Source organism: Phycicoccus avicenniae (assembly GCF_018139485.1).
Taxonomy (GTDB): domain Bacteria; phylum Actinomycetota; class Actinomycetes; order Actinomycetales; family Dermatophilaceae; genus Phycicoccus; species Phycicoccus avicenniae.
In genome coordinates, this window is the sequence record NZ_JAGSNF010000010.1 from 38,360 (window position 1) to 62,342 (window position 23,983).

The 23,983-nt window shown below is 74.6% G+C and carries 24 protein-coding genes and 1 tRNA gene; 8 read left to right on the top strand and 17 right to left on the bottom strand.

Going from position 1 to position 23,983, the window contains the following annotated elements; translation table 11 throughout:
• Positions 1-95: 95 nt before the first annotated feature.
• The 4 genes from hpt to KC207_RS08595 are packed head-to-tail and all read right to left on the bottom strand — an operon-like array spanning position 96 to position 4,191.
• Positions 96-647, bottom strand: coding sequence for a hypoxanthine phosphoribosyltransferase (gene hpt, locus KC207_RS08580; protein ID WP_211602601.1), 552 nt, complete (start codon positions 645-647; stop codon positions 96-98).
• 34 nt (positions 648-681) lie between these two features.
• Entirely contained in the window at positions 682-1,674 is a 993-nt protein-coding gene (gene tilS, locus KC207_RS08585) for a tRNA lysidine(34) synthetase TilS (RefSeq protein ID WP_211602602.1), read from the bottom strand.
• Between the two features lie 4 nt (positions 1,675-1,678).
• Positions 1,679-2,719 carry an Rv3626c family coenzyme F420 biosynthesis-associated protein gene (locus KC207_RS08590; protein ID WP_211602603.1) on the bottom strand — a complete coding sequence of 347 codons (1,041 nt, stop codon included), beginning with the start codon at positions 2,717-2,719 and terminating at the stop codon, positions 1,679-1,681.
• A gap of 41 nt (positions 2,720-2,760) precedes the next feature.
• Positions 2,761-4,191, bottom strand: coding sequence for a D-alanyl-D-alanine carboxypeptidase/D-alanyl-D-alanine-endopeptidase (locus KC207_RS08595; protein ID WP_211602604.1), 1,431 nt, complete (start codon positions 4,189-4,191; stop codon positions 2,761-2,763).
• 80 nt (positions 4,192-4,271) lie between these two features.
• On the opposite strand from KC207_RS08595, the gene KC207_RS08600 reads away from it, so the two are divergent.
• Positions 4,272-4,904, top strand: coding sequence for an inorganic diphosphatase (locus KC207_RS08600; RefSeq protein WP_211602605.1), 633 nt, complete (start codon positions 4,272-4,274; stop codon positions 4,902-4,904).
• A gap of 16 nt (positions 4,905-4,920) precedes the next feature.
• On the opposite strand, the gene KC207_RS08605 is transcribed toward KC207_RS08600, so the two are convergent.
• Both KC207_RS08605 and KC207_RS08610 read right to left on the bottom strand, forming a co-directional pair.
• Positions 4,921-5,418 carry a DUF427 domain-containing protein gene (locus KC207_RS08605; protein WP_211602606.1) on the bottom strand — a complete coding sequence of 166 codons (498 nt, stop codon included), beginning with the start codon at positions 5,416-5,418 and terminating at the stop codon, positions 4,921-4,923.
• Positions 5,415-5,801, bottom strand: a complete 387-nt coding sequence (locus tag KC207_RS08610; RefSeq protein ID WP_211602607.1) for a hypothetical protein — start codon at positions 5,799-5,801, stop codon at positions 5,415-5,417. Before KC207_RS08610 ends, KC207_RS08605 begins: the two co-directional genes overlap by 4 nt.
• Before the next feature lie 183 nt (positions 5,802-5,984).
• Here KC207_RS08610 and KC207_RS08615 point away from each other — a divergent pair, with 183 nt between their 5' ends.
• Positions 5,985-7,049: an epoxide hydrolase family protein gene (locus KC207_RS08615; protein ID WP_211602608.1), complete on the top strand. Its 1,065-nt coding sequence runs from the start codon at positions 5,985-5,987 to the stop codon at positions 7,047-7,049.
• Positions 7,050-7,138: 89 nt separating this feature from the next.
• On the opposite strand, the gene KC207_RS08620 is transcribed toward KC207_RS08615, so the two are convergent.
• Together KC207_RS08620 and KC207_RS08625 are read right to left on the bottom strand one after the other, a co-directional pair.
• Positions 7,139-7,215: transfer RNA gene (locus KC207_RS08620), tRNA-Thr, on the bottom strand.
• A gap of 90 nt (positions 7,216-7,305) precedes the next feature.
• Entirely contained in the window at positions 7,306-8,853 is a 1,548-nt protein-coding gene (locus KC207_RS08625) for an alpha/beta hydrolase (RefSeq protein ID WP_211602609.1), read from the bottom strand.
• Between the two features lie 171 nt (positions 8,854-9,024).
• Between KC207_RS08625 and KC207_RS08630 the strand changes: the two genes are divergently transcribed.
• The 3 genes from KC207_RS08630 to KC207_RS08640 are packed head-to-tail and all read left to right on the top strand — an operon-like array spanning position 9,025 to position 10,530.
• A complete protein-coding gene (locus KC207_RS08630) occupies positions 9,025-9,372 on the top strand; it encodes a type VII secretion target (protein WP_211602610.1) in 348 nt (115 codons plus the stop codon).
• 7 nt (positions 9,373-9,379) lie between these two features.
• Positions 9,380-10,135 carry a hypothetical protein gene (locus KC207_RS08635; RefSeq protein WP_211602611.1) on the top strand — a complete coding sequence of 252 codons (756 nt, stop codon included), beginning with the start codon at positions 9,380-9,382 and terminating at the stop codon, positions 10,133-10,135.
• On the top strand, positions 10,132-10,530 hold the full coding sequence (locus KC207_RS08640; protein WP_211602612.1) for a hypothetical protein: 399 nt from the start codon (positions 10,132-10,134) through the stop codon (positions 10,528-10,530). Before KC207_RS08635 ends, KC207_RS08640 begins: the two co-directional genes overlap by 4 nt.
• 3 nt (positions 10,531-10,533) lie before the next feature.
• Here the strand turns inward: KC207_RS08640 and KC207_RS08645 are convergent, their stop codons facing one another.
• The 8 genes from KC207_RS08645 to KC207_RS08680 form a co-directional block, all read right to left on the bottom strand.
• Positions 10,534-11,676 carry a DNA polymerase III subunit delta' gene (locus KC207_RS08645; RefSeq protein ID WP_211602613.1) on the bottom strand — a complete coding sequence of 381 codons (1,143 nt, stop codon included), beginning with the start codon at positions 11,674-11,676 and terminating at the stop codon, positions 10,534-10,536.
• Positions 11,673-12,314, bottom strand: coding sequence for a dTMP kinase (gene tmk / locus KC207_RS08650; protein ID WP_211602614.1), 642 nt, complete (start codon positions 12,312-12,314; stop codon positions 11,673-11,675). The genes KC207_RS08645 and tmk overlap by 4 nt, the downstream gene beginning before the upstream one ends.
• A gap of 57 nt (positions 12,315-12,371) precedes the next feature.
• On the bottom strand, positions 12,372-14,153 hold the full coding sequence (locus KC207_RS08655) for a gamma-glutamyltransferase family protein (protein ID WP_249138648.1): 1,782 nt from the start codon (positions 14,151-14,153) through the stop codon (positions 12,372-12,374).
• Between the two features lie 29 nt (positions 14,154-14,182).
• Entirely contained in the window at positions 14,183-14,974 is a 792-nt protein-coding gene (locus tag KC207_RS08660) for a MerR family transcriptional regulator (protein WP_211602615.1), read from the bottom strand.
• A 57-nt stretch (positions 14,975-15,031) separates the two neighbouring features.
• Entirely contained in the window at positions 15,032-15,460 is a 429-nt protein-coding gene (locus KC207_RS08665; protein ID WP_211602616.1) for a VOC family protein, read from the bottom strand.
• Between the two features lie 86 nt (positions 15,461-15,546).
• On the bottom strand, positions 15,547-18,321 hold the full coding sequence (topA, locus tag KC207_RS08670; protein WP_437179131.1) for a type I DNA topoisomerase: 2,775 nt from the start codon (positions 18,319-18,321) through the stop codon (positions 15,547-15,549).
• A gap of 267 nt (positions 18,322-18,588) precedes the next feature.
• Positions 18,589-19,398, bottom strand: coding sequence for an ABC-2 transporter permease (locus KC207_RS08675; protein ID WP_211602618.1), 810 nt, complete (start codon positions 19,396-19,398; stop codon positions 18,589-18,591).
• Positions 19,395-20,288: an ABC transporter ATP-binding protein gene (locus tag KC207_RS08680; protein WP_211602619.1), complete on the bottom strand. Its 894-nt coding sequence runs from the start codon at positions 20,286-20,288 to the stop codon at positions 19,395-19,397. The genes KC207_RS08675 and KC207_RS08680 overlap by 4 nt, the downstream gene beginning before the upstream one ends.
• A 141-nt stretch (positions 20,289-20,429) precedes the next feature.
• Between KC207_RS08680 and KC207_RS17035 the strand changes: the two genes are divergently transcribed.
• The 3 genes from KC207_RS17035 to KC207_RS08695 are packed head-to-tail and all read left to right on the top strand — an operon-like array spanning position 20,430 to position 23,208.
• Complete coding sequence (locus tag KC207_RS17035) at positions 20,430-21,659, top strand: sensor histidine kinase (RefSeq protein ID WP_211602620.1); 1,230 nt, start codon at positions 20,430-20,432, stop codon at positions 21,657-21,659.
• A 10-nt stretch (positions 21,660-21,669) separates the two neighbouring features.
• The gene (locus KC207_RS08690) at positions 21,670-22,353 is read left to right on the top strand and encodes a response regulator transcription factor (RefSeq protein WP_211602621.1); all 684 of its coding nucleotides are present in this window, start codon (positions 21,670-21,672) and stop codon (positions 22,351-22,353) included.
• A 60-nt stretch (positions 22,354-22,413) separates the two neighbouring features.
• Positions 22,414-23,208 carry a dioxygenase family protein gene (locus KC207_RS08695; protein WP_211602622.1) on the top strand — a complete coding sequence of 265 codons (795 nt, stop codon included), beginning with the start codon at positions 22,414-22,416 and terminating at the stop codon, positions 23,206-23,208.
• Between the two features lie 67 nt (positions 23,209-23,275).
• On the opposite strand, the gene KC207_RS08700 is transcribed toward KC207_RS08695, so the two are convergent.
• Positions 23,276-23,983 (bottom strand): dienelactone hydrolase family protein, encoded by a 708-nt coding sequence (locus tag KC207_RS08700; RefSeq protein ID WP_211602623.1) that lies wholly within the window; start codon positions 23,981-23,983, stop codon positions 23,276-23,278.

Here is a 23,983-nt window from a genome sequence, read left to right on the forward strand (position 1 = left end):
GGACCGGTACACGCTAGCAACGAGCCCGTCCCCGCCCGTGTTCCTGCGGTGGACGCAGGTCCGGACGGTCGAGGCGGTCCCGCCGGTCGGCGCGCTCAGCTGTAGACGTGCGGGGCCAGGGTGCCGACCACCCGCAGGCCCCGGTAGGCCTCGGCGTAGTCGAGGCCGTAGCCGACGACGAACTCGTTGGGGATGTCGAAGCCGACCCACTGGACGTCGACGTCGACCTTCGCGGCGTCCGGCTTGCGCAGGAGCGTGCAGATGTCGACCGACGCGGGGCTGCGCGACTCGAGGTTGGACTTGATCCAGGACAGCGTGAGCCCGGAGTCGATGATGTCCTCGACGATGAGCACGTGCCGGTCGGTGATGTCGGCGTCGAGGTCCTTGAGGATCCGCACGACACCGCTGCTCTTGGTGCCGGAGCCGTAGGACGACACGGCCATCCAGTCGACCGGCACGCTCGTCGGCAGCGCGCGCATGAGGTCGGCCATCACCATGACCGCCCCCTTGAGGACGCCGACGAGCAGCAGGTCCTTGCCCTCGTAGTGCTCGGTGATGTGCGCGGCCAGCTCGTCGAGCTTCTCGAGGATCTCGTCCTCGGTGATGAGGACTCGTTCGAGGTCGGCTCCCATGTGGGCGGCGTCCACTGCGGCTCCTGGGTGGGGCGGGCGGGGGTCGGGGCTATTCAACCGGAGGCGGTGGGGTGGCCGACACCCGCCCGCCTCTCCGGGCGACCCGCAGGTCCCCGGGGACGTGGACGGGGCCCTGACCGCGCCACTGCGTCACGAGGCGGTCGCACGCGTCGACGTGCCGCGCGGACACCCGGCCGGCGGGGGCGCCGGCGGCGACGAGCAGCCGTCGCCAGACCCGGGTGCGCACGGCGGGCGGCAGCACGACGAGCGCGGCGACCGGCCACGGCCCCGCCCCCAGCGGCGCGGCCGCCGCGTCGGCCTCGGCGTCGAGGTGGTCGGCGTCCACCCGGAGCAGGGCGGCGCTGCGGGCCAGCGCCGTGGACAGGCCCGGCCCGAGGTCGGTCTCGAGATCGGCGAGCGCCCGGCGCACCCGGACGCGGGCGAACGTGGGGTCCTCGTTCATCGGGTCCTCCCACACCTCGAGGCCCTCGGCGCGGCAGGCGGCCCGGGTCTGCTCGCGGGCGAGGTCCAGCAGCGGGCGCCGGTAGCGGCCGCGGGCCGCGGGCATCCCCGCGAGGGAGCGGGCGCCGCTCCCCCGGACGAGCCCGAGGAGCACCTGCTCGGCCTGGTCGTCGCGGGTGTGGCCCAGCAGGACGAGGCGGGCACCGTCGCGGTCGGCCGCCTCGTCGAGCGCGGCGTAGCGGACGTGCCGGGCGGCCGACTCCAGCCCGTCGCCGGTGTCGACGACCTCGACCCGCGCGACGAGCACCGGCTCGAGCGCCAGCGCGCGCAGCCGCTCCCCGACCCTCGTGGCCACGGCTGCCGAGCCGTCCCCGAGCCCGTGGTCGACGACGACGGCCCCGACACGCAGCCCGGCCCTCTCCCCCTCGAACCGCGCGGCGTCGGCGAGCGCGGTCGAGTCCGCGCCTCCGCTGCACGCGACGAGGACGAGGTCGCCGGGGTCGCACTCCGCGAGGACCGTGCGGACGGCGGAGCGCACCGCGGCCACCGCCGGGTGCGGTCGGCCCCAGGCCCGGGTCATCGGCTCAGGCGTGGACGCGGCGGACCCAGGCCTTCGGGTCCGCGATCTCCCGCGGCTGCGGCAGGGTGTCGGGCGAGGTCCAGACGGCGTTGAACCCGTCGACCCCGACCTCTGCCTGGACACCGCGGACGAACTCCGCGCCGTCGCGGTACTGCCGCATCTTCGCCTCGAGCCCGAGGAGCCGGCGCAGCAGCCGGTCCGGGGCGCCGGCGCCCTTGCGCCGTTGGGTGAACTTCCGGCGGATGTCCTCGACGGACGGGATGTGCGCCGGCCCGACGTCGTCCATGACGACGTCGGCGTGCCCCTCGAGGAGGGACATGACGGCGGTGAGCCGGGCGAGCTGCTCGCGCTGCTCGGGGGTGACGAAGAGCTCGGTGATGCCGGTGCTGCCCTCCGCGAAGAGGTCCGGGAGCCGCTCGGTGACCCGGGAGGCGATCTCCTGGAGCCGCTCCTGGTCGGGCGCGAGGTCGACGGCGAGGGTGCGCGCCTGGTCGACGAGGTGGTCGCGCAGCCACGGCGTCGCGGTGAACTGCACCCGGTGGGTCTCCTCGTGCATGCAGACCCACCGGCGGAAGTCGGCCGGGTCGACGCCGAGGTCGCGGGCGACGGCCATGATGTTCGGGGCGACGAGGAGGAGCGCCGGGGTGCCCTGCGGGGCGATGTCGTACTGGCCGAGCACCTTGGTCGCCATGAAGCCGAGCATCGCGCCGGCCTCGGCGCCGGTGACCTTCCCGCCGAGCGCCTGCGCCGCCGGGCCCGGGGTCACGCCCCGCGAGCCGACGATGTGCTCGACGGCCGGCTCGAGCAGCGCGGCCATCGAGTCGACGTTGACGCCGATCCACGTCGCGCGGTCGACGACGAGCGCCTCGGGCGCCTCGGGCGGGGTCTGCATCCGCGCCGTCTCGGCGACGGGCTGACGCGCACCGCGGGCCGCCGCGCGGATGGCCTCGACCTCCGCCCGTGCCTCGGCCGGCGACACGACCGGCCCGGCCGGGACGAGCGCCCGGCCCGTCGTCTTCGCGAACTCCCAGTCGACGTAAGCCACGGGCCCACCTTCTCATCCCCCGACGACGGCGGGGGTCCTCGTCACCGGCAGCCGCAGCGCGTCACGGCGGCGACGACCGCGTCGAGCGCCTCGCGGGCCCGCGCCGTGCCCTCGAAGGTCCGGGGGAAGCCCTCGCTCTGGACGACGACGACGAGCGGGCGGCCGTCCGTGGTGACGGTCGTCCCGGCGAGGGAGGACCCGGCCCGCAGGGTCCCCGTCTTGGCCCGCGGTACCCCGAGGACGTCCTCGTCGTCCTCGAAGCGCCCGGCGAGCGTCCCGGTGAGCCCGGACACGGGCAGGTCGGCGATCACGAGGCGGAGCGGGTCCGACTCCCCCGTGACCGCCCGGACGAGGACGGCCGACAGGGTCGCGGGGCTCACGGCCTGGTCCGGGCTCAGCCCGCTCGCGTCGTGCAGGACCATCCCGTCGACGGGGACCGCGTCCGCCTCGAGCCGATCGCGGACGAACCGTGGGGTCGAGCGGGGGTCGCTCGTGTCCCGTCCGGCCGTCGCGGCGGCACGCCGGACGAGGGACTCGGTGAGGGCGTTGTCGCTGAGGTCGAGGGCCCGGTCGAGGAGGGCCGCGACCGTGGCGGACTCGACCCGGCCGACCTCGGTCGCGGCGTCCGGGGCGGGGCGGGTCCAGGTGTCCCGGAAGCGGAGCCGGGCGGTGACACCCTCGTCCGCGAGCCGGGCGACGAAGGCACGGGCGACCTCGGCCGGGGGGTCGGCGGCGGCCGGGTCGCCGACCGCCGCGCGCTGGGTCGCGAGGCCGGTCATCGCGACGGGCCCGGCGAACCCGTCCCGGACGTCGTTCGGGTTCCACGTCGGCGGGACGAGCGGGCCGGGGGCGAAGGACAGGTCGAGCCGCAGCCGGACGTCGGTGCGCTCGCCCAGGGCGTCCGCGACCTGCGCCGCGAGGTCGGCGAGCCCCGCGCGTCCGGCGACGGCGTCCTCGTCCCCCGCCCCGGGGTCGAGGAGGGTGTCGCCGGCCACGACGAGCACGAGGTCGCGCGCGCCGGGCGCCACGAGGACCGTCGTCGGGATCCGGGCGTCGAGGTCGAGGGTGTCGGCGACCGCCGTGGCCGCGAGCAGCTTGGCCGTCGAGGCGGGCACCCGGGGGATGTCGGCGTCGAGCCCGTAGAGCTGCTCGCCCGTGACGCCGTCACGGATGCTCACCCCCAGGTCGCGCTCGAGCGCCGGGTCGTCGGAGGCGGACGCGACCGCCTCCGCGAGGCCGTCGGCGGTGGGCACGGGGGCGTCGGCGCCGTCGGACGTGAGGAGGTCGCCGGGGTCGGCCGATGCCGGGAGGGCCCACGGCGGCGGGCTGCCGGTCGGGGTGGCGGTGGGCGCCGGGGCTGCGGTGTCGCGGGTCAGGACCCCGGGGACGACGTCGTACACGTCGGCGGCCGCGTAGCCCCCCGCGGCGACGAGGAGGACGCCGGTCGCGGACGCGACCATGACACGTCTCACCCCGGCTCCCTTCGTCGTCGTCGTGGTCGATGGGCCAGACTGTGCAGGGTAGGTCACAGGAGCAGAGGGAGCGGTCCACCGTGGAGTTCGACGTCACCATCGAGATCCCCAAGGGTCAGAAGAACAAGTACGAGGTCGACCACTCGACGGGACGCATCCGGCTCGACCGGATGCTCTTCACCTCGATGGCCTACCCCTCGGACTACGGCTACATCGAGGACTCCCTCGGTGAGGACGGCGACCCGCTCGACGCGCTCGTCCTCCTCGACGAGCCGACCTTCCCCGGCTGCATCGTCCGCGCCCGCCCCATCGGGATGTTCCACATGCGCGACGAGGCCGGCGGCGACGACAAGATCCTCTGCATCCCGGCCGGCGACCCGCGCAAGGCACACGTCGCCGAGCTGAGCGACATCACCGAGTTCGACCAGCTCGAGATCCAGCACTTCTTCGAGACCTACAAGGACCTCGAGCCGGGCAAGTCGGTCGAGGGCGCCCACTGGGCCGGCCGCGAGGAGGCCGAGAAGTGCGTCGAGGAGGCGCTCGAGCGGGCCAAGGCCGCCGGGCTGACGACGGCGCGGTGGCGCTGGCCGGCCCACGACGAGCACCTCAACGGCTCCGAGGACTCCGCGCACAGCCCCGACGAGATCGCCGAGGCCTCGCAGAAGGCGCGGGACGCGGTGGCGACGAAGGACAACCCGCTCAGCGACGACTGACGTCGGGGGCTCCCGGTCACCAGCCCCAGGTGCCGGGCTCGCCCTTGAACGGGCCGACGACCCGGCTGGTCACCCAGCCGCCGTAGAAGCCTCCGGCCTGCGGCTGCACGACCTCGTCGTCGACGACGCAGCGCTCGACGGCGCCCGGCATGACCGCGACGTGGTCGAGCAGCACCTCGAAGCCCCGGGTCGGGTGCGGGTAGGTCCACGCCGCCCGCGGGGCCACGGCGTCACCGGCGACGAGGTCGAAGTACGCGGCCTCGCCCTTCCACTCGCAGAACGTCGTCCCGTCGACCGGGCGCAGGGCGCCGGGGGCGACGTCGGCGAGGGGCAGGTAGTACGTCGGCGGGTGGCTCGTCTCGAGCACGCGCAGCGTGCGGGTGGACGCCGCGACCCGTTGCCCGCCGAGCCACACCTCGACCGACTCCCGGCTCGCGTCGACGGCCGGCGGCCGCGGGTAGTCCCACACCGACTCCTGGCCGGGGCCGGGGCGCTGCGGCCGGGGCCGGCTCACACCGCCCCCTCGTCGTCGAGGGCCTCGCGGATCGAGGCCTCGAGCGCGTCGACCGAGCCCTCGGCCGCGGCGATCGTCAGCGGTGGCACGAGGGTCGTGAGCGAGCCGTCCCGCCGCTTGCCGATGAGCACCGGGAGGCCGGTGGCCTCGATGAGGTCCTTCTCGCCCTCCGTCGTCTCGTTGCGGTGGGCCAGCCGCACCGGGACCGGGAGGCGGCCGACCATCTCGTCCCAGGCCGGGCGCCTGCGGATGCCCCCGTGGGTGACGTCGCACAGCGAGCAGTCGGTGCTGCCCATCGCGTGGCCGAGGACGTAGGCGATCTCCCCCAGCACCCCTCCGTCCGCGTTGTAGACCCCGACGACCTCGACGACCGGCTCGCTCATCCCGTCAGGCTAGAACACCGCGCGCAGTGGACCCCCGCGCCGTGCGGGTCAACAGGGACCGGCGGACCGCAGCAGGACCGGGCCCGTCACGCAGCGCGGGACCACCCCGGACGTCGGCGGCTCGTGGGCGGCATACCGCACGAGGAGATCGCCGTCGGGCGTCGCCCCCGATAGCGTTCGGACATGACTGACGCGCCGCAGCCGGTGGACGACGAGGTCCTGAAGGACCTGCGGCAGCGCCTGCGCGCCTTCCGGGCTCCGGCGCTGCCGGACGTCCAGGGATGGGGGCGCGGGACGTGCGCCGGTCGTCTGGGCGAGCTGGTCGTCGAGTGGGCCGAGCGGTTCGACTGGAGGTCGCACGAGGCACGTATCCGCGCGTTGCCGTGGGTCCGAGCGGGTGGCATGCGCGTGATCCACCAGCGCGCGGCCGACGCTGAGGCGCCGGTCGTCGTGCTGCTGCACGGCTGGCCCGACAGTGTGCTGCGCTTCGAGCGTGTCCTGCCCCTGCTGACCGATGCTCATCTCGTGGTGCCGGCGTTACCCGGCTACCCGTTCTCCTCCCCTGCGCAGGGGATGGCGACGGCCGAGATGGGTGATGCGGTCGCTCGCGCCATGGCCGACCTCGGGTACGACCGCTACGTCGTGTCCGGGGGCGACATCGGGTCCAACGTCGCCGAGGCCCTCGCGGTCCGTGATCGTGACCGGGTCGCCGGCCTCCACCTGACCGACATCTCGTCCGCACGCGTGCAGGCGATCGAACCGCGCGATCTGACCGGGGACGAACACGCCTTCGTCGAGCAGATGAGTCGCTGGTATGCCTCGGAGGGCGGGTACATGCACCAGCAGTCCACGAAGCCGCACACCCTGGCGCCCGCCCTTGCCGACTCCCCCAGCGGCCTGTTGGCCTGGATGCTCGAGAAGCTGCAAGCGTGGACCGATGACTTCGAGACGTCCTTCACCGACGAGGAGGTCTTGACCTGGGTCACCGCTTACTGGGTGACGAACACGATCGGCTCGTCGTTCTCGCCCTACGTCCAGCCGCGTCTCGCGCCCACCAGGGTGGACGTTCCCGCGGTCTTCACCTTCTTCCCGAAGGATCTCGTCCCGGCTCCACCACGGTCGCTGGTCGAGCGCACGTTCGACGTGCACGGATGGGACGAGCCGTCGCGCGGCGGTCACTTCGGCGCGTGGGAGGATCCGACCGTCTATGCCGCGGGGGTTCGGGCCGCCCTTGGCCTGGGTGCCTGACCGGCTACCGTCCCCGTCAGCCGGACCACCGCGTGCGTCCTTGCTGCGGACACGACGAAGGCCCCCTCGGGTCGAGGGGGCCTTGCGCGTGGAGCCGCCTGTCGGAATCGAACCGACGACCTATTCATTACGAGTGAATCGCTCTGGCCGACTGAGCTAAGGCGGCGTGCACCCGAGGGCGCGCGGACGAGTATAGGCAGCCGGTGCGCCCCGCCGCGAATCCGCCACCGGCCCGGGTCCGCGGCCGGGCCCCGGTTCAGCAGGTGAGCCCGTCCTCCGGCACGGTGCCCTCGAGGTAGTAGGCGTCCACGGCGTCGTCGACGCACGCGTTGGAGCGGGTGTACGCGGTGTGGCCGTCGCCGTCGAAGCTGATGAGTGCGGCGTCGTCGAGCTGGTCCCGCAGCTGCACGGCCCACTCGTACGGCGTCGCCGGGTCACGGGTCGTGCCGATGACGACGATCGGGTCGGCCCCGGTCGCGGAGATCTCCTGCGGCTCGCCCGTCGGCGGGACCGGCCAGTAGCCGCAGGGCATCGAGCTCCACATGAGGTAGCGCCCCCACGTCGGCGCCGCCTCCTCGGCCTCGTCCGCGAGCCGGCGGTGCTCCTCGACGCTGTCCGACTCGGGCTTGTCGAGGCAGTTGACGGCGTAGATGACCTCCATGATGTTGCCCGCGTACCCGCCGCCCGGGTTGCGGTCGGCGTACTGGTCCGCGAGCTGCATGAGACCGGTGCCGTCGCCGTCGAGGGCCTGGCCCATCGCGTCGACGAGGATCCGCCACGATCCCTGGTCGTACATCGCGGCCGCGATGCCGAGGGAGGCCCACCCCTCGGTGAGCTCCGGGACGGCGCCGTCACCGGTGCGCCCCAGCGGGTCCGCGTCGACGTCGTCGAGGAACGCCCGGAGGTTGTCCATGACCTCCTCGCGGGAGGTGCCCAGCGGGCAGTCGCCCTCGGCGACGCAGTAGGCCGCCCACTCCGTCGTCGCCCGCTCGAACCCGCGCGCCTGCCCGAGGTTGATCTCGTCCGAGGTGAGGTCGGGGGCGACGACCCCGTCGAGGACGAACCGACCGACCTGCTCGGGGAACAGGTCGGCGTACGTCGCCCCGAGGTAGGTCCCGTAGGACTTGCCGAGGTAGGTGAGCTTCTCCTCGCCGAGCAGGGCGCGCAGGACGTCCATGTCGCGCGCCGCGTCCCGCGTCGAGACGAACGGCAGGAGGGGGCCGGCGGTGCTCCCGCAGGAGCGCGCGAAGTCGGCGGACCCGGCGGCGAACGCCTCCTCCTCGGCGGTGTCGTCGGGGGTCGGGTCGGACCCGAGGAAGTCGTCGAGACCGGCGTCGGTGACGCAGTCGATCGGGGCGGAGCGCCCCACCCCGCGGGGGTCGAACCCGACGACGTCGTAGGCGGCCCGCACGTCGGGCCCGACGATGAAGTCCGCGGCGCGCGCGTACTCGACGCCCGAGCCCCCCGGACCCCCGGGGTTGACGACGAGGGAGCCGACCCGCTGGGAGGACCGACCCGCGGGCACGCGCAGCAGCGCGATGTCGATCGTGGCGCCGGACGGGTTCTCGTAGTCGATGGGCACCGTCATCGTCGCGCACTCGGCCCCCGAGCAGTCGGACCAGTCGAGGGACTGGGAGTAGAACTGCTCGAGCGCCTCCTGACCGGTCGGTGGCGCCTGCGGCGTCACCGTGACGTCGGGGCGCCCCTGGACGCGGTCCCGGACGTCGTCGACGACCGAGCAGCCGGAGAGCACCAGCCCCACGACGACGGAACCGACGACGGCGACGAGGCGGCGCGAGGTCATGCCCAGGACGATAGGCGAGGCACCTGCGCGACCCCGACCGCACACGGTCACGATCCGGCAGCGATCCACGGCCGTCCCGCGCCCGGACACCGCTCCCGGGGAGTGCTCCCCGTTGCGGCCTCGGCCCCGCTGCCGGAGGCTGGGCCGGGGAACGACGAGGAGGAGACACGCATGGGACACATCGGCGACCGGACGACGGGCAGCGACCCCGAACGCTTCCGGGTCGAGGTCGGCGAGCTGAGGAAGGTCGGGCGGCAGCTGCGCGACCTGGGGTCGACGGGTGGGGAGGCCGCGACCTACGCGTCGACGCACGTCGACTTCGACCCCTCCGGTGGCGCCGTCATCGAGCGCTTCGTCGACGTGACGACCGGGATGGACACCGGCGTGCGCGACCTCATGGAGGACATCCAGCGCTCGCTGCACGGGTCGGGAGCGGAGCTCGTCGCCTCCGCCGACCGCTACGAGCGGCTCGACGAGCGTGCCTCCCGCCGCCTCGACCGCAACTACTGGAAGGACTGAGGTCGCCGTGCAGCACGCAGGAGGCAGAGGAGGCGGTGGGGTCGCCGACCCGACGGGGTGGCTCATGGAGCCGGTCCCGAGGAACCCGGTGCCGACGACCTTCGACGCCGCGCTCAACATGGCGAGCTGGTTCTCGCTCGGCCACTGGGCACTCGTCGCCCTCGACAAGGCGGACGGCAGCTTCGACCTGCAACAGCAGGTGCAGGAGTGGCTCGTCGGTGACTGGGAGCACGTCGCCGTGGCCGCGGCCGCGATGCGCAACCTCAAGGGCTACGTCGAGTCCGTCGAGCGGGGCGTGACGGTGTACGCCGACGCGGCCGACCGCGTCTGGGACGGCCGGGCCGCCGAGGAGGCGGCCGACTACTTCCTCGACGTCGCCGCGTCCCTGCAGGACGCCGCCAACAAGCTCGAGATCGCCGCGAAGGGGTACGACGACGTCGCCGACGGGGTGTACGGCGTGGCCAAGGACGTCGGCACCCTCGTCGAGACGCTCATCGACCTCCTCATCGCCGCGGGCGTCAGCGCGGCCGCGACGGTCGCGGGGTCCTGGACGCTCATCGGAGCGGCCATCGGCACCGCCGCGACGTTCTACGGCATCACCCGGATCGTCGAGACCATCCAGCTGATCATCACGACCATCAAGGGTGCGATGACCTTCGTCGACGTGTTCTCCGACGTCGTCCTCGGCCTCCTCGGGTCGGCGGGCGACTGGCACGAGGTGACGGTCCCGGCGTCGTTCGACAACCGGGTGGTCGGCGGATGAGCGACACCCGCGACCCGCGCGACGCCGGCGCCGACGGACCCGGCGGCGACGGGCCGCTGCTGCCCGGGGCACCCCTGCCCGACGAGGTGCAGCGGCACCTACGCCGGTCGATGGAGATGCTGCGCGAGCGTGCGGACGACCCGGCGGTCCGGCGGCGGATCGACGACGTCCTCGCCGGGCGCGCCTCGCTGCGCGACCTGGCCCGGGACGACGGCTTCGACCGCTTCATGGAACCGCTCGTGCGGCGCGGGATGCAGCGGCTCGACGAGCTGTCGCCGCAGGAGCGCGAGGCCGCCGAACGCGGTGCCGCGGCGCTGGCCCGCGGGGAGAAGGTGCCCGAGCCCGACGCGGACCGCGCCTCCCGTCCCCGGCCACCGGACCTCGGGACCTGGTGACGCTCAGCGCGCCGGCAGCCGGAGGTCGAGGGCCATCGCCTCGATCGCGAGCAGCGGGGCGACGTTCGCCTGGATCCGGTCGCGGGCGGTGCCGATGGCGTCGAGACACGTGAGCAGCCGGTCGGCGGGGAACACCTCGGCGACGCGCGAGACGACCTGGCGGCTGTCCTCGTTGACGAGGGCGCTGCCAGCCCCGGTCCGCAGGACGAGCGCGTCGCGGTAGACCGACAGCAGGTCGACGAGGGCCCGGTCGACGACGTCCCGGGTGAACCGGGTGGCCCGGGCCTTCTGGTCCCGTTCGAGCGAGGAGATCTGCGAGCGGATGTGCGGCGGCTGGGTGCGGGCGGTGGGGTCGGCCCCGAGGAGCTCCATGAGGCGCTCGCGCTCGGCGGCGTCCCGCTCGCCGGAGGCGGCCTCGGCCTCGGCCTTCGCGATGTCGACGATGTCGGCGGCCGCCCCGAGGCACTCGCCCACCGAGGTGAGCTTCGTGGGCAGCGTGATGACGTCGTGACGGCGGATCCGGGCGTGCTCGTCCCGGGCCAGGCGCCGGGCCAGGCCGACGTGCGACTGCGCCGCCCGCGCGGCGTAGAGGGCCATCGCGTGGTCGATGCCGTCGCGCCGGGTCAGCAGGTCGGCGACGGCCTCGACGGACGGCGTCCGCAGCCGCACGTGCCGCGAGCGCGACCGGATGGTGATGACGACGTCCTCGACCGAGGGGGCGCAGAGCATCCACACGGTCCGCTCGGTCGGCTCCTCGAGCGCCTTGAGGAGGGCGTCGGCGGCCCGCTCGGTGAGCCGGTCGGCGTCCTCGACGACGATGACCCGGTAGCGGCCGACCGACGGGCGGTGGGCGGCGAGCCCGACGAGGTCACGGGCCTGCTCGACCTTGATCGACAGCCCCTCGGTGGCGATGACGTCGACGTCGGCGTGGCTCGCGTCGAGCGCGGTGCGGCACTCCCGGCACTCGCCGCACCCGCCCGTGGGGCACTGGAGGGCGGCGGCGAAGGCGCGGGCGGCGACCGACCGGCCGGAGCCGGGGGGCCCGGTGAAGAGCCAGGCGTGGGTCATGGCCGCCGGCTCGCGGACGGCGCGCTCGAGGGTCTCGACGGCCCGCTCCTGGCCGATGACGTCGCGCCAGACGCTCACGGCGCCTCCCCCGGGTGGTCCGTCGCGGTGACCCGGTCGAGGGCGGCGAGCACCTGGGCGTGGACGTCCTCGGGCGGGGCGGTGCCGTCGACGACGAGGTAGCGCTGCGGGTTGCCCCGCGCCATCGCGAGGAAGTGCTCGCGGATGGCCGCGTGGAAGGCGTCGGCCTCGGACTCGAGCCGGTCGTGGGTGTCGCCCCGGCGGCGGCGCCCCTCCTGCGGGTCGACGTCGACGACGACGGTGAGGTCGGGGACGAGGGAGCCCACGGCCCACATCTGCAGGTCGTGGACCTCGCCCGCGCCGAGGTCGCGTCCGGCGCCCTGGTAGGCCACGGAGGAGTCGGTGTACCGGTCGGTGACGACGACCTGCCCGGCCTCGAGCGCCGGCCGGAGGACGAGGTCGACGTGGTGGGCCTTGTCGGCGGCGAAGAGCAGCGCCTCGGCGCGGGGCGAGACGTGGTCGCCGTGCAGGACGAGGTCGCGGATCGCGGCGCCGAGGTCGGTGCCCCCGGGCTGCCGGGTGACGAGGACCTCGCGCCCGCGGGCGCGCAGGGCGTCCGCGAGGAGGTGCACCTGGGTGGACTTGCCCGCCCCGTCGCCGCCCTCGAAGGCGATGAAGACCCCGTCCCGTGCGCTCACCCGCCCGAGCCTAGGCCAGCGGTCCGTCACCCCGGAGCGAGGCCGTCGACGGGGCGCTCAGCGGCCGACCGCGTACCCCTGCGCTCCCCGGGGGTTGGCGCCTGCCCGCAGCATCCCGTCGGGGTCGCGGCTCACCGCGCAGAGCCGGCCGAGGCTCCAGCCGCCGGCGACCCGCACGTCGTGCCCCCGGGCGGACAGGTCGTCGCGCACGTCGGCCGGCACCCGGTCCTCGACGACGAGGACCCCCGGCTCGCTCCCGCGCGGCCAGAACGACCCGGGAAAGCTCGTCGTGTGCCACGCCGGGGCGTCGATCGCCTCCTGGAGCGGCATCCCGAGCCCGAGGTGACGCAGCAGCAGGAGCAGCTGCCACTGGTCCTGCTGGTCGCCACCGGGCGAGCCGCACGCGAGGTACGGCCGCCCGTCCCGCAGCACGAGGGTCGGGGTGAGCGTCGTGCGAGGCCGCCGGCCCGGGACGAGCGAGGAGGGCAGACCCTCGTCGAGCCAGAACATCTGCATCCGGCTGCCGAGGCAGAAGCCGAGCTCCGGGATCGTCGGCGCGCTCTGCAGCCAGCCCCCGCTCGGCGTGGCCGAGACCATCGTCCCCCAGCGGTCGACGACGTCGACGTGGCAGGTGTCCCCGCGCGTCGTGCCCCGGGCGTCGACCGTGGGCTCACCGGTCGTCGCGTCCCCCGCGACGGCGGGCCCGCCGCCGACGACGTGCGCGGCCAGACGGGGCGCCCGTCCGTCCGGCGACCCGGGGCGCAGGTCGTGGGACGCACGCTCCCCGACGAGGGCCGCCCGCTCGCGGGCGTAGCCGTCCGACAGGAGGGTCGCGAGTGGCACCTCGTCCGAGTCCCCGTACCAGGCCTCCCGGTCGGCGAACGACAGCTTCATCGTCTCCGCGACGAGGTGGATGCCGTCGTCGGTCGCCGGGTCGGGCACCTCCCCCGGGGCGAGCGCGTCGAGGACGGCGAGGGTCTGGAGCAGCCCCGGCCCCTGTCCCCACGGACCCGTCTTGCAGACCGTGTGGCCGTGCCACTCCCGGGTGACCGCCGGCTCCCACGTCGACTCGAACGCGGCGAGGTCGGCCCCGGTGACGAGACCCGCGTGCCGCTCGCCGCTGGAGTCCCGGAAGGCGCGCGCGGAGAAGGCGTCGACGGCCTCGGCGACGAAGCCCTGGGACCACGCCCGCCGGGCGGCCTCGGCCTGGGACGCCGGGTCACCGCCGGCGGCCTCCGCCTCGGTGAGGAGCCGCTCGAGGGTGTCGGCCCACGCGGGGTTGCGGTGCAGGCTCCCGGGCCGGGGCGCCCGGCCGGCGTCGAGCCAGAGGTCGGCCGAGGTCGTCCAGTCCTCGGTGAAGAGGTCCGCGACCCGCTCGACGGTGGCGCTCACCCGCTCGAGGACCGGGTAGCCGTGGCGGGCGTAGTGCACCGCGGGCTCGAGGACCTCCCGCAGCGGCATCGTCCCGTGGTCGCGCAGGAGGACGAGCCACGCGTCGACGGCGCCCGGGACGGCGGCCGCGAGCGGACCGGAGCCCGGCACGAGGTCGAACCCGAGGTCCCGGTAGTGGTCCGCGGTCGCGGCGGCCGGGGCCGGTCCCTGACCGCACAGGACCCGCGGGGTGGGGTCGTCGGCCGTGACGAGCAGGAGCGGCATGTCGCCGCCCGGGCCGTTGAGGTGGGGTTCGACGACGTGGAGGACGAAACCGGCGGCGGCGGCAGCGTCGACCGCGTTCCCGCCGCGCTCGAGGAGGCGCATCCCCACCTGGGAGGCCAGCCAGTGGGTCGAGGAGACCATCCCGAAGGTGCCCTCGAGGGTGGGGCGCGTCGTGAACGTCATCACCCCACCCTCGCACCCGGTCGTGCGGCTCAGTCCCCTTCGTGCCGGTCGGCGTTGGCGTGGACGGCGTCGCGGACGTAGCGCGCGAGCCCGGGGGCGAGGTCCTCGTACGTCGCGGTGAACCGCGGGTCGTCGACGTACAGGTCGGCGAGGTTCCGGTGGAAGGCGTGGTCGAGGTCGTAGAAGCGGCGCTCGATGTGCTCCCGATGTGCCTCGGCGGCGTCCATGGCCCGCTCCGACGTCGGCGGCTCCCCGGCCTCGAGCGCGGCGACGAAGGCGGCGTTCAGCGCGTCCGCCTCCTCCTTGACCTGCGTCCAGTCGTCCTTCGTGTACCGCTCGGTGCGGGCCGCGGACTGCCGCCACGCGTCGGTGTCGCCCCAGCGCTCCTGCGCCTCCTCGCGGTACTCGTCGCTGAAGCCGTCGCCGAAGATCTCCTCGAGGTCCTCGCGGGTGGCCGGCTGCTCGTTCATCTCTCGCTCCAGTGCTCGGTCGATGGCCGCGACGAGATCGGTGAGCTCGCCCAGCCGGGACACGACCACGTCGCGCTGCCGCCGCAGGTGCTCCGCGGGCGTCCCGTCGCCGTCGAGCAGCGCCCGCACCTTCTCGAGGGGCAGGTCGAGCCGGCGGTACGTGACGACCGTGGCGAGCCGGCTGAGGTCCGCCGACGTGTAGAGCCGGTACCCCGCGGCGGTCCGCGCGGACGGGACGACGAGGCCGACGGCGTCGTAGTGGTGCAGCGTGCGCACCGTGACGCCGAAGGTCTCGGCGACCTGTCCGACGGTCAGCTCCACCCGGTCAGTGTGCGGTGTCGTCGTGGTCATGTCACCCACGATCCGGCCTCACGCGGCGTGAGGGTCAAGCCCGGTGCGTCGGCGGCCTCAGAGCGGGCTGGTGAGCTCGAGGTTGATGTCGTCCGGGTCCTGGACCGACAGGATGGCCATGCCCGCCTCGGTGAGCTCGACGACCTCGCCGTGGTCGACGCCGGCGTCGGTGAGCGCCTCGGCGGCGGCGTCCAGGTCGGCGCGGGACTCGACGGCGAAGCTCACGTGGTCGAGGCCGGTGCGCTCGGCGCGGAACGCCTCGTCGCCGACGGGCCGCAGGCCGAGGAGCGTGCCCTGCGGCAGCTCGTAGACGACCCCGGCGTAGAACTTCTCGGGTGAGGCCTCGATGCCGGGGTCACCGCCGTACTCGCGGGCGTCGATCGCCTTGGGCCAGCCGAAGACCCGGTCGTAGAAGGCGACGGACCGGTCGATGTCGGTGACGGTGAGACGGACGTGGGCGAAGCCGGGGCTCGTGACGATGGCCATGCCGCCACGCTACGTCGTCCCACCGACGCGGCGACCGCCCACCCCGAGCCCCGCTCGTCGCCGGCGGGCCGGCGAGCACCGGACCGTCACTTCCTCGCGGCGGCCTTCGTCGTCGACGTCTTCTTCGCGGCCGTCTTCGTCGCGGTCTTCTTCGTCCCCGATGCCTTCTTCGTCGTCTTCTTCGCCGCGGTCTTCTTCCGGCCGCCCTTCTTCGCCGGTCCCCTGGCCCGCTTGTCCGCGAGCAGCTCGAAGCCGCGCTCGGCGCTGATCTTCTCGGGGTCGTCGTCCTTGCGCAGCGTCGCGTTCGTCTCGCCGTCGGTGACGTAGGGCCCGAACCGGCCGTCCTTGACGACGACGGGCTTGCCGGACACCGGGTCGGTGCCGAGCTCGGCGAGCGGCGGCTTCGCCGCCGCCCGGCCGCGCTGCTTCGGCTGGGCGTAGACCGCGAGCGCCTCCTCGAGCGTGATGTCGAAGAGCTGCTGCTCGCTCGTCAGCGACCGTGAGTCGGTCCCCTTCTTGAGGTAGGGCCCGTACCGTCCGTTCTGGGCGGTGATGTCGTCGCCGGACTCGGGGTCGGTGCCGACGACCCGCGGCAGGGACAGCAGACGCAGCGCGGTGTCCAGCTCGATCGTCGCGAGGTCCATGTCCTTGAAGAGGGACGCGGTCCGCGGCTTGACCTTGTTCTTGCCCTTGCCCTGCTCCTCCTCGGGGATCACCTCGGTGACGTAGGGGCCGTACCGCCCGGCCTTGGCGACGATGTCGCGGCCGGTCCCCGGCTCCTGGCCGAGGACGCGCCCGTCGTCGGCGGCCTGGTCGAGCAGCTCGCGCGCCATCGCCGGGGTCAGCTCGTCCGGCGGGACGTCGTCGGTGATCGACGCGCGGCGGGGCTGGGTCTCCCCGGACGCCGCGGCCTTCTCGTCGGTGACCTCGCCGGTCCTCGGGTCGATGCCGGCGGGCACGGTCTCCTCGACGTACGGGCCGTAGCGCCCGACGCGGACGACGACGCCGTCGCCGATCTCGATCGTGGAGATCGCCCGGGCGTCGATGTCGCCGAGGTCCTCGACGAGCGAGCGCAGCCCCTCGGCGGAGGTCGCCTCGTCGCCGAAGTAGAACCGCTTGAGCCAGACCGCGCGCTGCTCGTCGCCGCGGGCGATGGCGTCGAGGTCCTCCTCCATCGTCGCCGTGAAGTCGTAGTCGACGAGCCGGCCGAAGTGCTCCTCCATGAGCCGGGTCACGGCGAACGCGAGCCAGGACGGCACGAGGGCGCTGCCCTTGGCGCTCACGTAGCCGCGGTCCTGGATCGTGCCGATGGTCGACGCGTAGGTCGACGGGCGGCCGATGCCGCGCTCCTCCATCGCCTTGACGAGCGTCGCCTCGGTGTAGCGGGCCGGCGGCGAGGTCTCGTGGCCGTTGGCCTCGGCCCGGCGCACGTCGAGCTCGCGGCCGGCGCCGAGCTTCGGCAGGCGGCGCTCCTCGTCGTCGCGGCGGGGGGCGTCGCGGCCCTCCTCGTAGGCGGCGAGGAAGCCGCGGAAGGTGATGACGGTGCCGCTGGCGGACAGCTCGACCTCGCGGGCGGGCGCGCCGTCGGGCAGCGTCGCGGTGAGCCGCACGGAGGCGGTGGACCCGCGGGCGTCGGCCATCTGCGAGGCGACGGTCCGCTTCCAGATGAGGTCGTAGAGGCGGTACTCCTCGCCGCGCAGCTCGCCCTCGACCTGCTTCGGCGTGCGGAAGCGGTCGCCGGCGGGGCGGATCGCCTCGTGCGCCTCCTGGGCGTTCTTGACCTTCTTCTCGTAGCGGCGCGGGGCGTCGGGGACGGACTCGGCGCCGTACATGTCGCGGGCCTGGCTGCGGGCCGCGGACAGGGCGGTGTCGGACAGCGCGATGCTGTCGGTCCGCATGTACGTGATGTAGCCGTTCTCGTAGAGCCGCTGGGCGACCCGCATCGCGTTCCGGCTGTTGAGGCCGAGCTTGCGGGAGGCCTCCTGCTGCAGGGTGCTCGTCGTGAAGGGGGCGCTCGGGCGGCGGGTGTACGGCTTCTCGCTCACCTCGGAGACGGTCGCCCGGACCCGGCCGAGGGCCTCGGCGATGCCCGTCGCCGTGGCCTCGTCGAGGCGGGTGGTCTTGGCGCTCTTGAGGCTGCCGTCGTCGGCGAAGTCGCGTCCGGTCGCGACCTTCTTGCCGTCGACGCCGGTGAGGCGGGCGGTGAACAGGTCCTCGTCGGCGCCGGGGGTGAGGTCGGCGTCGACGTCCCAGTACGAGGCCCGCACGAACGCCATCCGCTCGCGCTCGCGCTCGACGACGAGGCGGGTGGCGACGGACTGGACGCGCCCGGCGGACAGCCCGGCCTTGACCTTGCGCCACAGGACCGGGCTCACCTCGTAGCCGTAGAGCCGGTCGAGGATGCGCCGGGTCTCCTGGGCGTCGACGAGGGCGACGTTGATGTCGCGGGTCTGGTTCGAGGCGCGCTGGATCGCCTCGCGGGTGATCTCGTGGAAGACCATCCGCTTGACCGGGATCTTCGGCTTGAGGGTCTCGAAGAGGTGCCACGCGATGGCCTCGCCCTCGCGGTCCTCATCCGTCGCGAGGTAGAGCTCGTCGGCGTCCTTGAGCAGCGCCTTGAGCTCGCGGACCTTCTTCTTCTTGTCGGCGTCGACGACGTAGTACGGGTCGAAGTCGTCGTCGACGTTGACGCCGAACTTGCCGAACGGGCCCTTCTTGACGTCGGCCGGCATCTCGCTGGGGGTCGGGATGTCCCGGATGTGCCCCACCGACGCCTCGACGTCCCAGTCCGACCCCAGGTACCCCGCGATGGTCTTCGCCTTCGCCGGGGACTCGACGATGACCAGCTTGCGTCCCGCCACGGTCCCACCTCCTTCGTCCCGTCCCACGTGCAGCGGATTCGTCGCTGCTCCGACGTGCGGACGCCGCTGACGGTAGCGGCACATCCTGACGGACGCGAAACCCGGTCGCCCCGCCGGGACGGGGCGACCGGGCCGCGGGGGGGGGGGGGGCGGCGGGGGGGCCCCCCCCCCCCCCCCCCCCGCCCCCCCCGCCGGGGCCCCCGGGGGGGGGGGGGGGCGGGGGGGGGGGGGGGGGGGGCCCCGGGGGGGGCCCCCCCCCCCCGCCGGTCAGGCGACCTCCCGGGTCAGCACCCGCCAGGTGCCGACCACGAGCGGCAGCCCGATCCACACGAGGGACGCCGTCCCGAGGTGGGCCCAGTCGGAGCCGGCCATGGTCCCCTCGGTGAGCGGCTCGGTCACGAGCGAGAGGTCGAGCCAGACCGCGACCCTCTCGAACCCGGTGACGAGGCCCGAGACGATGCTGAACGCCGTCGGGAGGACGAGTGAGGCGACGATCGCGACCGGGGTGTTGAGGAACACCAGCCCGAACGCCACCCCCTGGACGAGGTAGACCAGGAGGGTCAGCGCCAGCCCGGCCCCCAGCGAGCCCGGGACCGACCAGTCGGCCGGACCGTCCCGCAGCGCCGAGCCGACGAGGTACGCGAGAGCGACGCCGGCCGTGGCGAGGACGACGACGACCGCGCCGAGCACGACGGAGGCGAGGACCTTCGCGGCGACGACCCGGCCGCGGTGCGGCTCGAGCGCGAACGTGACCAGGCCCGTGCGCTGGGACCACTCGGCCGTCGCGGCCATGATCCCGAGGATGGGCAGCGCGATCGCGAGGGGCAGCGTCGTCAGGCCGAGCAGACCCGCGAAGGTCGCGTCCTCGCCCGACCCCCAGACGAGGAAGGCGACGACGGCGACGACCGCCACGGCGCTCGACGCGTAGAGCAGCCACCGGCCCGCCCGGGTGTCGACGAGCTTGCGCAGCTCGACCCGGAGGAGCCGGCCGAGCGGGACCCCCGGCCGGCCGTCGGGCACCGGGCCCGCAGCCCCGGCCGGGCGGGTCGGTCCGGCGGTCGTCGTCGTGGTGCTCATGCCGCCACCTCCCGCGCGTCCTCGACCGTGAGCCGGAGGAAGAGCTCCTCGAGACCCTGACCGTCGCGAGGTCGCAGCTCGAGGACGGCCACCCCGGCGTCCCGGGCGGCCCGGCCGACCGTCGCGGGGTCGGCGGCGGTGACGAGACCCTGCTCGGAGCGGGTGGCCTCGTGTCCGGCGGTGTGGAGCCGAGCGGCGATCGCCCCGTCGTCCTCGGAGCGCACGAGCGTCCCGGAGCCCGCGACGAGCTCCTCCATCGACCCGCTCGCGACGATGCGGCCGCGACCGATGACGACGATGTCGTCCGCGACGGTCTGGACCTCGTGGAGCAGGTGCGAGGAGAGCAGCACGGCACCCCCACGGTCGGCGAAGTCGCGCAGCAGCGAGCGCATCCAGTGGATGCCCTGGGGGTCCAGGCCGTTGGCGGGCTCGTCGAGGACGAGGACCTGCGGGTCGGCGAGCAGGGCCCCGGCGAGACCGAGCCGCTGACGCATCCCGAGGGAGTAGGTCCGGACCCGACGCGCGGCCTCGTCGTCGGTGAGCCCGACGAGCCCGAGGGCGGTGTCGATGCGGGAGCGGTCGACCCCGGTCGTGAGGGCCGCGAGGGTCAGCGCCTCGCGGCCGGTGCGGCCCGGGTGCTGGGCCGAGGCGTCGAGCATGACGCCGACCCGCTCCCCGGGGTTGGGCAGGTCCCGGTAGTCCCGGCCGAGGACGTGGGCCCGGCCGCTCGTCGGCGGCGTCAGCCCGGTGAGCATCCGCATCACCGTCGACTTCCCGGCCCCGTTGGGCCCGAGGAAGCCGGTGACCGAGCCCCGGGGGACGTCGAAGGTGACGTCGTCGACGGCGGTCACCCCGCCGTAGCGCTTCGTGAGGTTCTGGATCGAGATCATGCTCGAAGCCTCGCTCGCCGACGGTCCGGGCCGCATCGGCCGCCGGTCGGTGCCGGGGCCTCCTCCGGTCGAGGGTCGGCCGAGCCGGACGTCGACCAAAGGAGGACGCCCCCGTCCGCCTCGCGCTCCTACAGTGGCGAGGTGTCCGCCGTCCCCGCCCCGCCACCGATCTCGTGGTGGGGCCACACGTGGCGCACGTCGCTCGTGCTGCTCGCGAGCGCGGTGGTCTGGGCCGTGGGCGTCGCGGCCGCCGACGGCCCGGACTCGCCGATCACGGGGGCCCGGCTCACCTGGCTGCTGCTCGTCGACCCGGCGCTCGGGGCCGTGGCCTTCGTCCTGACCCTGTTCCGCCGGCGGTGGCCGCTCGCCGTCGGCGTCGTCGTCACGGCCATCTCCACGGTCGCCGCGACCGCCGTCGGTCCGTGGACCCTGACCCTCGCCTCGGTCGCGACCCGCCGCTCCGTGCGCGAGCTCGCCGTCGTCGTGCCGCTGTCGGTGGGCGCCGGGTTCGGCTTCGAGGTCGTCTACCCGCAGGTCGAGTCGCTCTCGCTCTGGGTGGCGCTCCTCGTCTCGGCCCTCGTCGTCGCGGTCGTCGTGGCCGTCGGCTGGTCGGTGGGCGCGGACCGCGACCGGCTCCGGTCGCTCAGGGAGCGCGCCGAGACGAGCGAGCGGGAGCAGCAGGCCCGCGTGTCGGCGGCCCGGGCCGCCGAGCGCACCCGGATCGCCCGCGAGATGCACGACGTCCTCGCGCACCGCATCTCGCTCGTGTCGATGCACGCCGGCGCGCTGACCTTCCGGACCGACCTGCCCGAGGGCGAGCGGGCGGCCGTCGCCCGGACGATCGAGGAGAACGCCCACCTCGCCCTGCGCGACCTCCGCGACGTCCTGGGGGTGCTCCGGGCCGAGGACCCCGACCTCGCCCTGGCCCCGGAGAAGCCGCAGCCCGACCTCGGGGACCTCCCCCGGCTGGTCACCGAGGCCCGTGAGGCGGGCACGACGGTCACCCTGGGCGACGACAGCCGGGGCGAGGTACCGGCGACCCTCGCGCGGACGGTCTTCCGCGTCGTCCAGGAGGCCCTGACGAACGCCCGCAAGCACGCGCCGGGCTGCACGGTGGCCGTGACGGTCGCCGGCGGGGACGGCGACCCGGTCACCGTGGCGGTCGTGAACCCGCTCCCGCTCGGGACCGGCGGCACCGGGGGGACCGGAGGCGTGACGGACCGGGTGCCCGGGGCCGGCCTCGGGCTGCTCGGCCTGCGGGAGCGGGTCGACCTGCTCGGCGGGACGCTCGCGCACGGCCCCGAGTCCGGGCGGTTCGTCCTGCGGGCGTCGCTGCCGTGGCCCGGGACCGCGTCGAGGACCGCGCCGTGAGGAGGACCGGATGAGCGGGGACACGGGCACCGTGCGGGTCGCGATCGTCGACGACGACGCCCTCGTGCGCGCCGGGCTGCGGATGATCCTCGGCGGCGCCGACGACCTCGAGGTGGTCGGCGAGGCCGCGGACGGCACGGACGCCGCGCGGCTCGTCACGCAGACCCGCCCGGACGTCGTCCTCATGGACATCCGGATGCCGGTCCGGGACGGTATCGCCGCGACGGGGGACGTCCTCGCCCTCCCGGACCCGCCCCGGGTCCTCGTCCTCACGACCTTCGACGCCGACGAGCTCGTGCTCCGGGCCCTACGGGTCGGGGCGCACGGCTTCCTCCTCAAGGACACCCCGGCGGCGAGGCTCGTCGAGGCCGTCCGCGGCGTCGCGGCCGGCGAGCCGACGCTCTCGCCGCACGCGACGGCCGCGCTCATCGCGGCGGTGTCGGACCACGGGGGCCAGGCGGCGGCGGACCGTCGCGGCGCCGCCCGGCGGTCGCTGCGCGCACTCACCGACCGCGAGCGCGAGGTGGCCGTCGCGGTCGGCCGGGGCCTGTCCAACGCCGAGATCAGCGGGACCCTCTACCTCAGCGTCGCCACCGTCAAGGCCCACGTCGGGCGGATCCTCACCAAGCTGGGGCTGGAGAACCGCACCCAGGTCGCGATTCTCGTCCACGACGCCGACCTCGACGGGGCGTGAGCGGGAACACCGACGGCGCCAATGTGGTTGAATGATCAACTACTGACCGAGGAGGCCTCCATGCCGACCACCGACCGCGCCCCCGTCCTCTACCTGAGCCACGGCGCCCCGCCGCTCGCCGACGACAAGCGCTGGACCGCCGAGCTCGCGGCCTGGTCCGCGGACCTGCCCCGCCCCGAGGCCGTCCTCATGGTGTCGGCGCACTGGGAGCAGGCGCCGATCTCGGTCTCGGCCACCTCGGGCGACGTCCCGCTGACCTACGACTTCTGGGGCTTCCCGCAGCGCTACTACGACGTGACGTACGACGCCCCCGGGGCGCCGGCGCTCGCCCGGTCGGTCGCCCGCCTCCTCGAGCCGGCCGGCGAGACGCTGCACCAGGACCCCTCGCGAGGCCTCGACCACGGCGCCTACGTCCCGCTCGTCGAGATGTTCCCCGAGGCCGACGTCCCGGTCCTCCAGCTGTCGATGCCGACGCTGGACCCGCAGCGCCTCTTCGAGCTCGGGCGCCGGCTCGCCCCGCTGCGCGACGAGAACGTCCTCGTCGTCGGCTCCGGCTTCACGACGCACAACCTGCGCTGGTTCGACCCGTCGGGCGGCCCGGACGTCGCCCCACCGACGCCGTCCTCGGAGTTCGACCAGTGGGCCGCGGAGGCCGTCGGCAGCGGCGACGTCGACGCCGTCCTCGACTTCCTCGCCAAGGCGCCGGCCCCGCACGAGGCGCATCCCCGGACGGAGCACTGGGCACCGCTCTACGTCGCGCTCGGCGCCGCGTCGGTAAACGGCGACGTCACGGGGACGAGCGTCATCGACGGGTTCTGGTACGGGCTGAGCAAGCGGTCCTGGCAGTTCGCCTGAGCCTCGGCCGCACCCGCCGCTCGACAGGTCGTGACGTACACCTCACGACCGGTCGAGCACCCGCGCGTCAGCGGCGCAGGTGCTCGTCGAGGAAGGACCCGATGCGACCCCAGGCGTCGTCCGCGGCCACCGGCTCGGGACCACCGTGCAGGACGAGCCGCACCATCGGCGCCATGAACCACGGCGCGAGGTCCTGCGGGTTGAGGAACGAGTGCCCCGCGCTCGGGTACTCCTTCACGTCGTGCGGGACGTCCCGGGCGGCCAGGGCCCGCTCGAGCCGGTCCGCGGCCCCGGCGAGGTACCGGTCCCGCCCGCCGTAGCTCGCGACGACGGGGCACGCGCCGTCGAGGACGTCGGGCGAGTCCGGGAGCATCCCGTAGTTGACGACCGCCGCGTCCCAGCCCGGACGCCCGGCGAGGACGAGGGCGAAGCCCCCGCCCATGCAGAAGCCGACGACCCCGACCAGGCCGGTGCAGCGGTCGTCCCCGAGCAGGTCGCCGCGCGCCCGCTCGACGTCGTCGAAGGCCGCGCCGGCACCACGCTGCAGCGCACGGAACGTCGCGGCGAGGCAGACCGCCGTCCGGCCGCGGGAGAACAGGTCGGGCGCGAGGACGAGGAAGCCCGCCTCCGCGAGCCGGTCGGCGTGCGCGCGCATGTTCGCGTCGAGCCCGAACGCCTCGTGCACGAGGACGAGGCCCGGCCACGGCCCGGCGCCGTCGGGGACCGCGAGGTACCCCTCGAGGTCCCCGACGGCGACCGGTGTCCCGGTGCTCAC

Coding starts and splice junctions, on each gene's coding strand:
- tilS (WP_211602602.1), bottom strand. CDS start 1,674: ATGACCCGGGCCTGGGGCCGACCGCACCCGGCGGTGGCCGCGGTGCGC.
- KC207_RS08610 (WP_211602607.1), bottom strand. CDS start 5,801: ATGAGCGAGCCGGTCGTCGAGGTCGTCGGGGTCTACAACGCGGACGGA.
- KC207_RS08615 (WP_211602608.1), top strand. CDS start 5,985: ATGACTGACGCGCCGCAGCCGGTGGACGACGAGGTCCTGAAGGACCTG.
- KC207_RS08625 (WP_211602609.1), bottom strand. CDS start 8,853: ATGACCTCGCGCCGCCTCGTCGCCGTCGTCGGTTCCGTCGTCGTGGGG.
- KC207_RS08630 (WP_211602610.1), top strand. CDS start 9,025: ATGGGACACATCGGCGACCGGACGACGGGCAGCGACCCCGAACGCTTC.
- KC207_RS08640 (WP_211602612.1), top strand. CDS start 10,132: ATGAGCGACACCCGCGACCCGCGCGACGCCGGCGCCGACGGACCCGGC.
- KC207_RS08655 (WP_249138648.1), bottom strand. CDS start 14,153: ATGACGTTCACGACGCGCCCCACCCTCGAGGGCACCTTCGGGATGGTC.
- KC207_RS08660 (WP_211602615.1), bottom strand. CDS start 14,974: ATGACCACGACGACACCGCACACTGACCGGGTGGAGCTGACCGTCGGA.
- KC207_RS08665 (WP_211602616.1), bottom strand. CDS start 15,460: ATGGCCATCGTCACGAGCCCCGGCTTCGCCCACGTCCGTCTCACCGTC.
- KC207_RS08675 (WP_211602618.1), bottom strand. CDS start 19,398: ATGAGCACCACGACGACGACCGCCGGACCGACCCGCCCGGCCGGGGCT.
- KC207_RS08680 (WP_211602619.1), bottom strand. CDS start 20,288: ATGATCTCGATCCAGAACCTCACGAAGCGCTACGGCGGGGTGACCGCC.
- KC207_RS08690 (WP_211602621.1), top strand. CDS start 21,670: ATGAGCGGGGACACGGGCACCGTGCGGGTCGCGATCGTCGACGACGAC.
- KC207_RS08695 (WP_211602622.1), top strand. CDS start 22,414: ATGCCGACCACCGACCGCGCCCCCGTCCTCTACCTGAGCCACGGCGCC.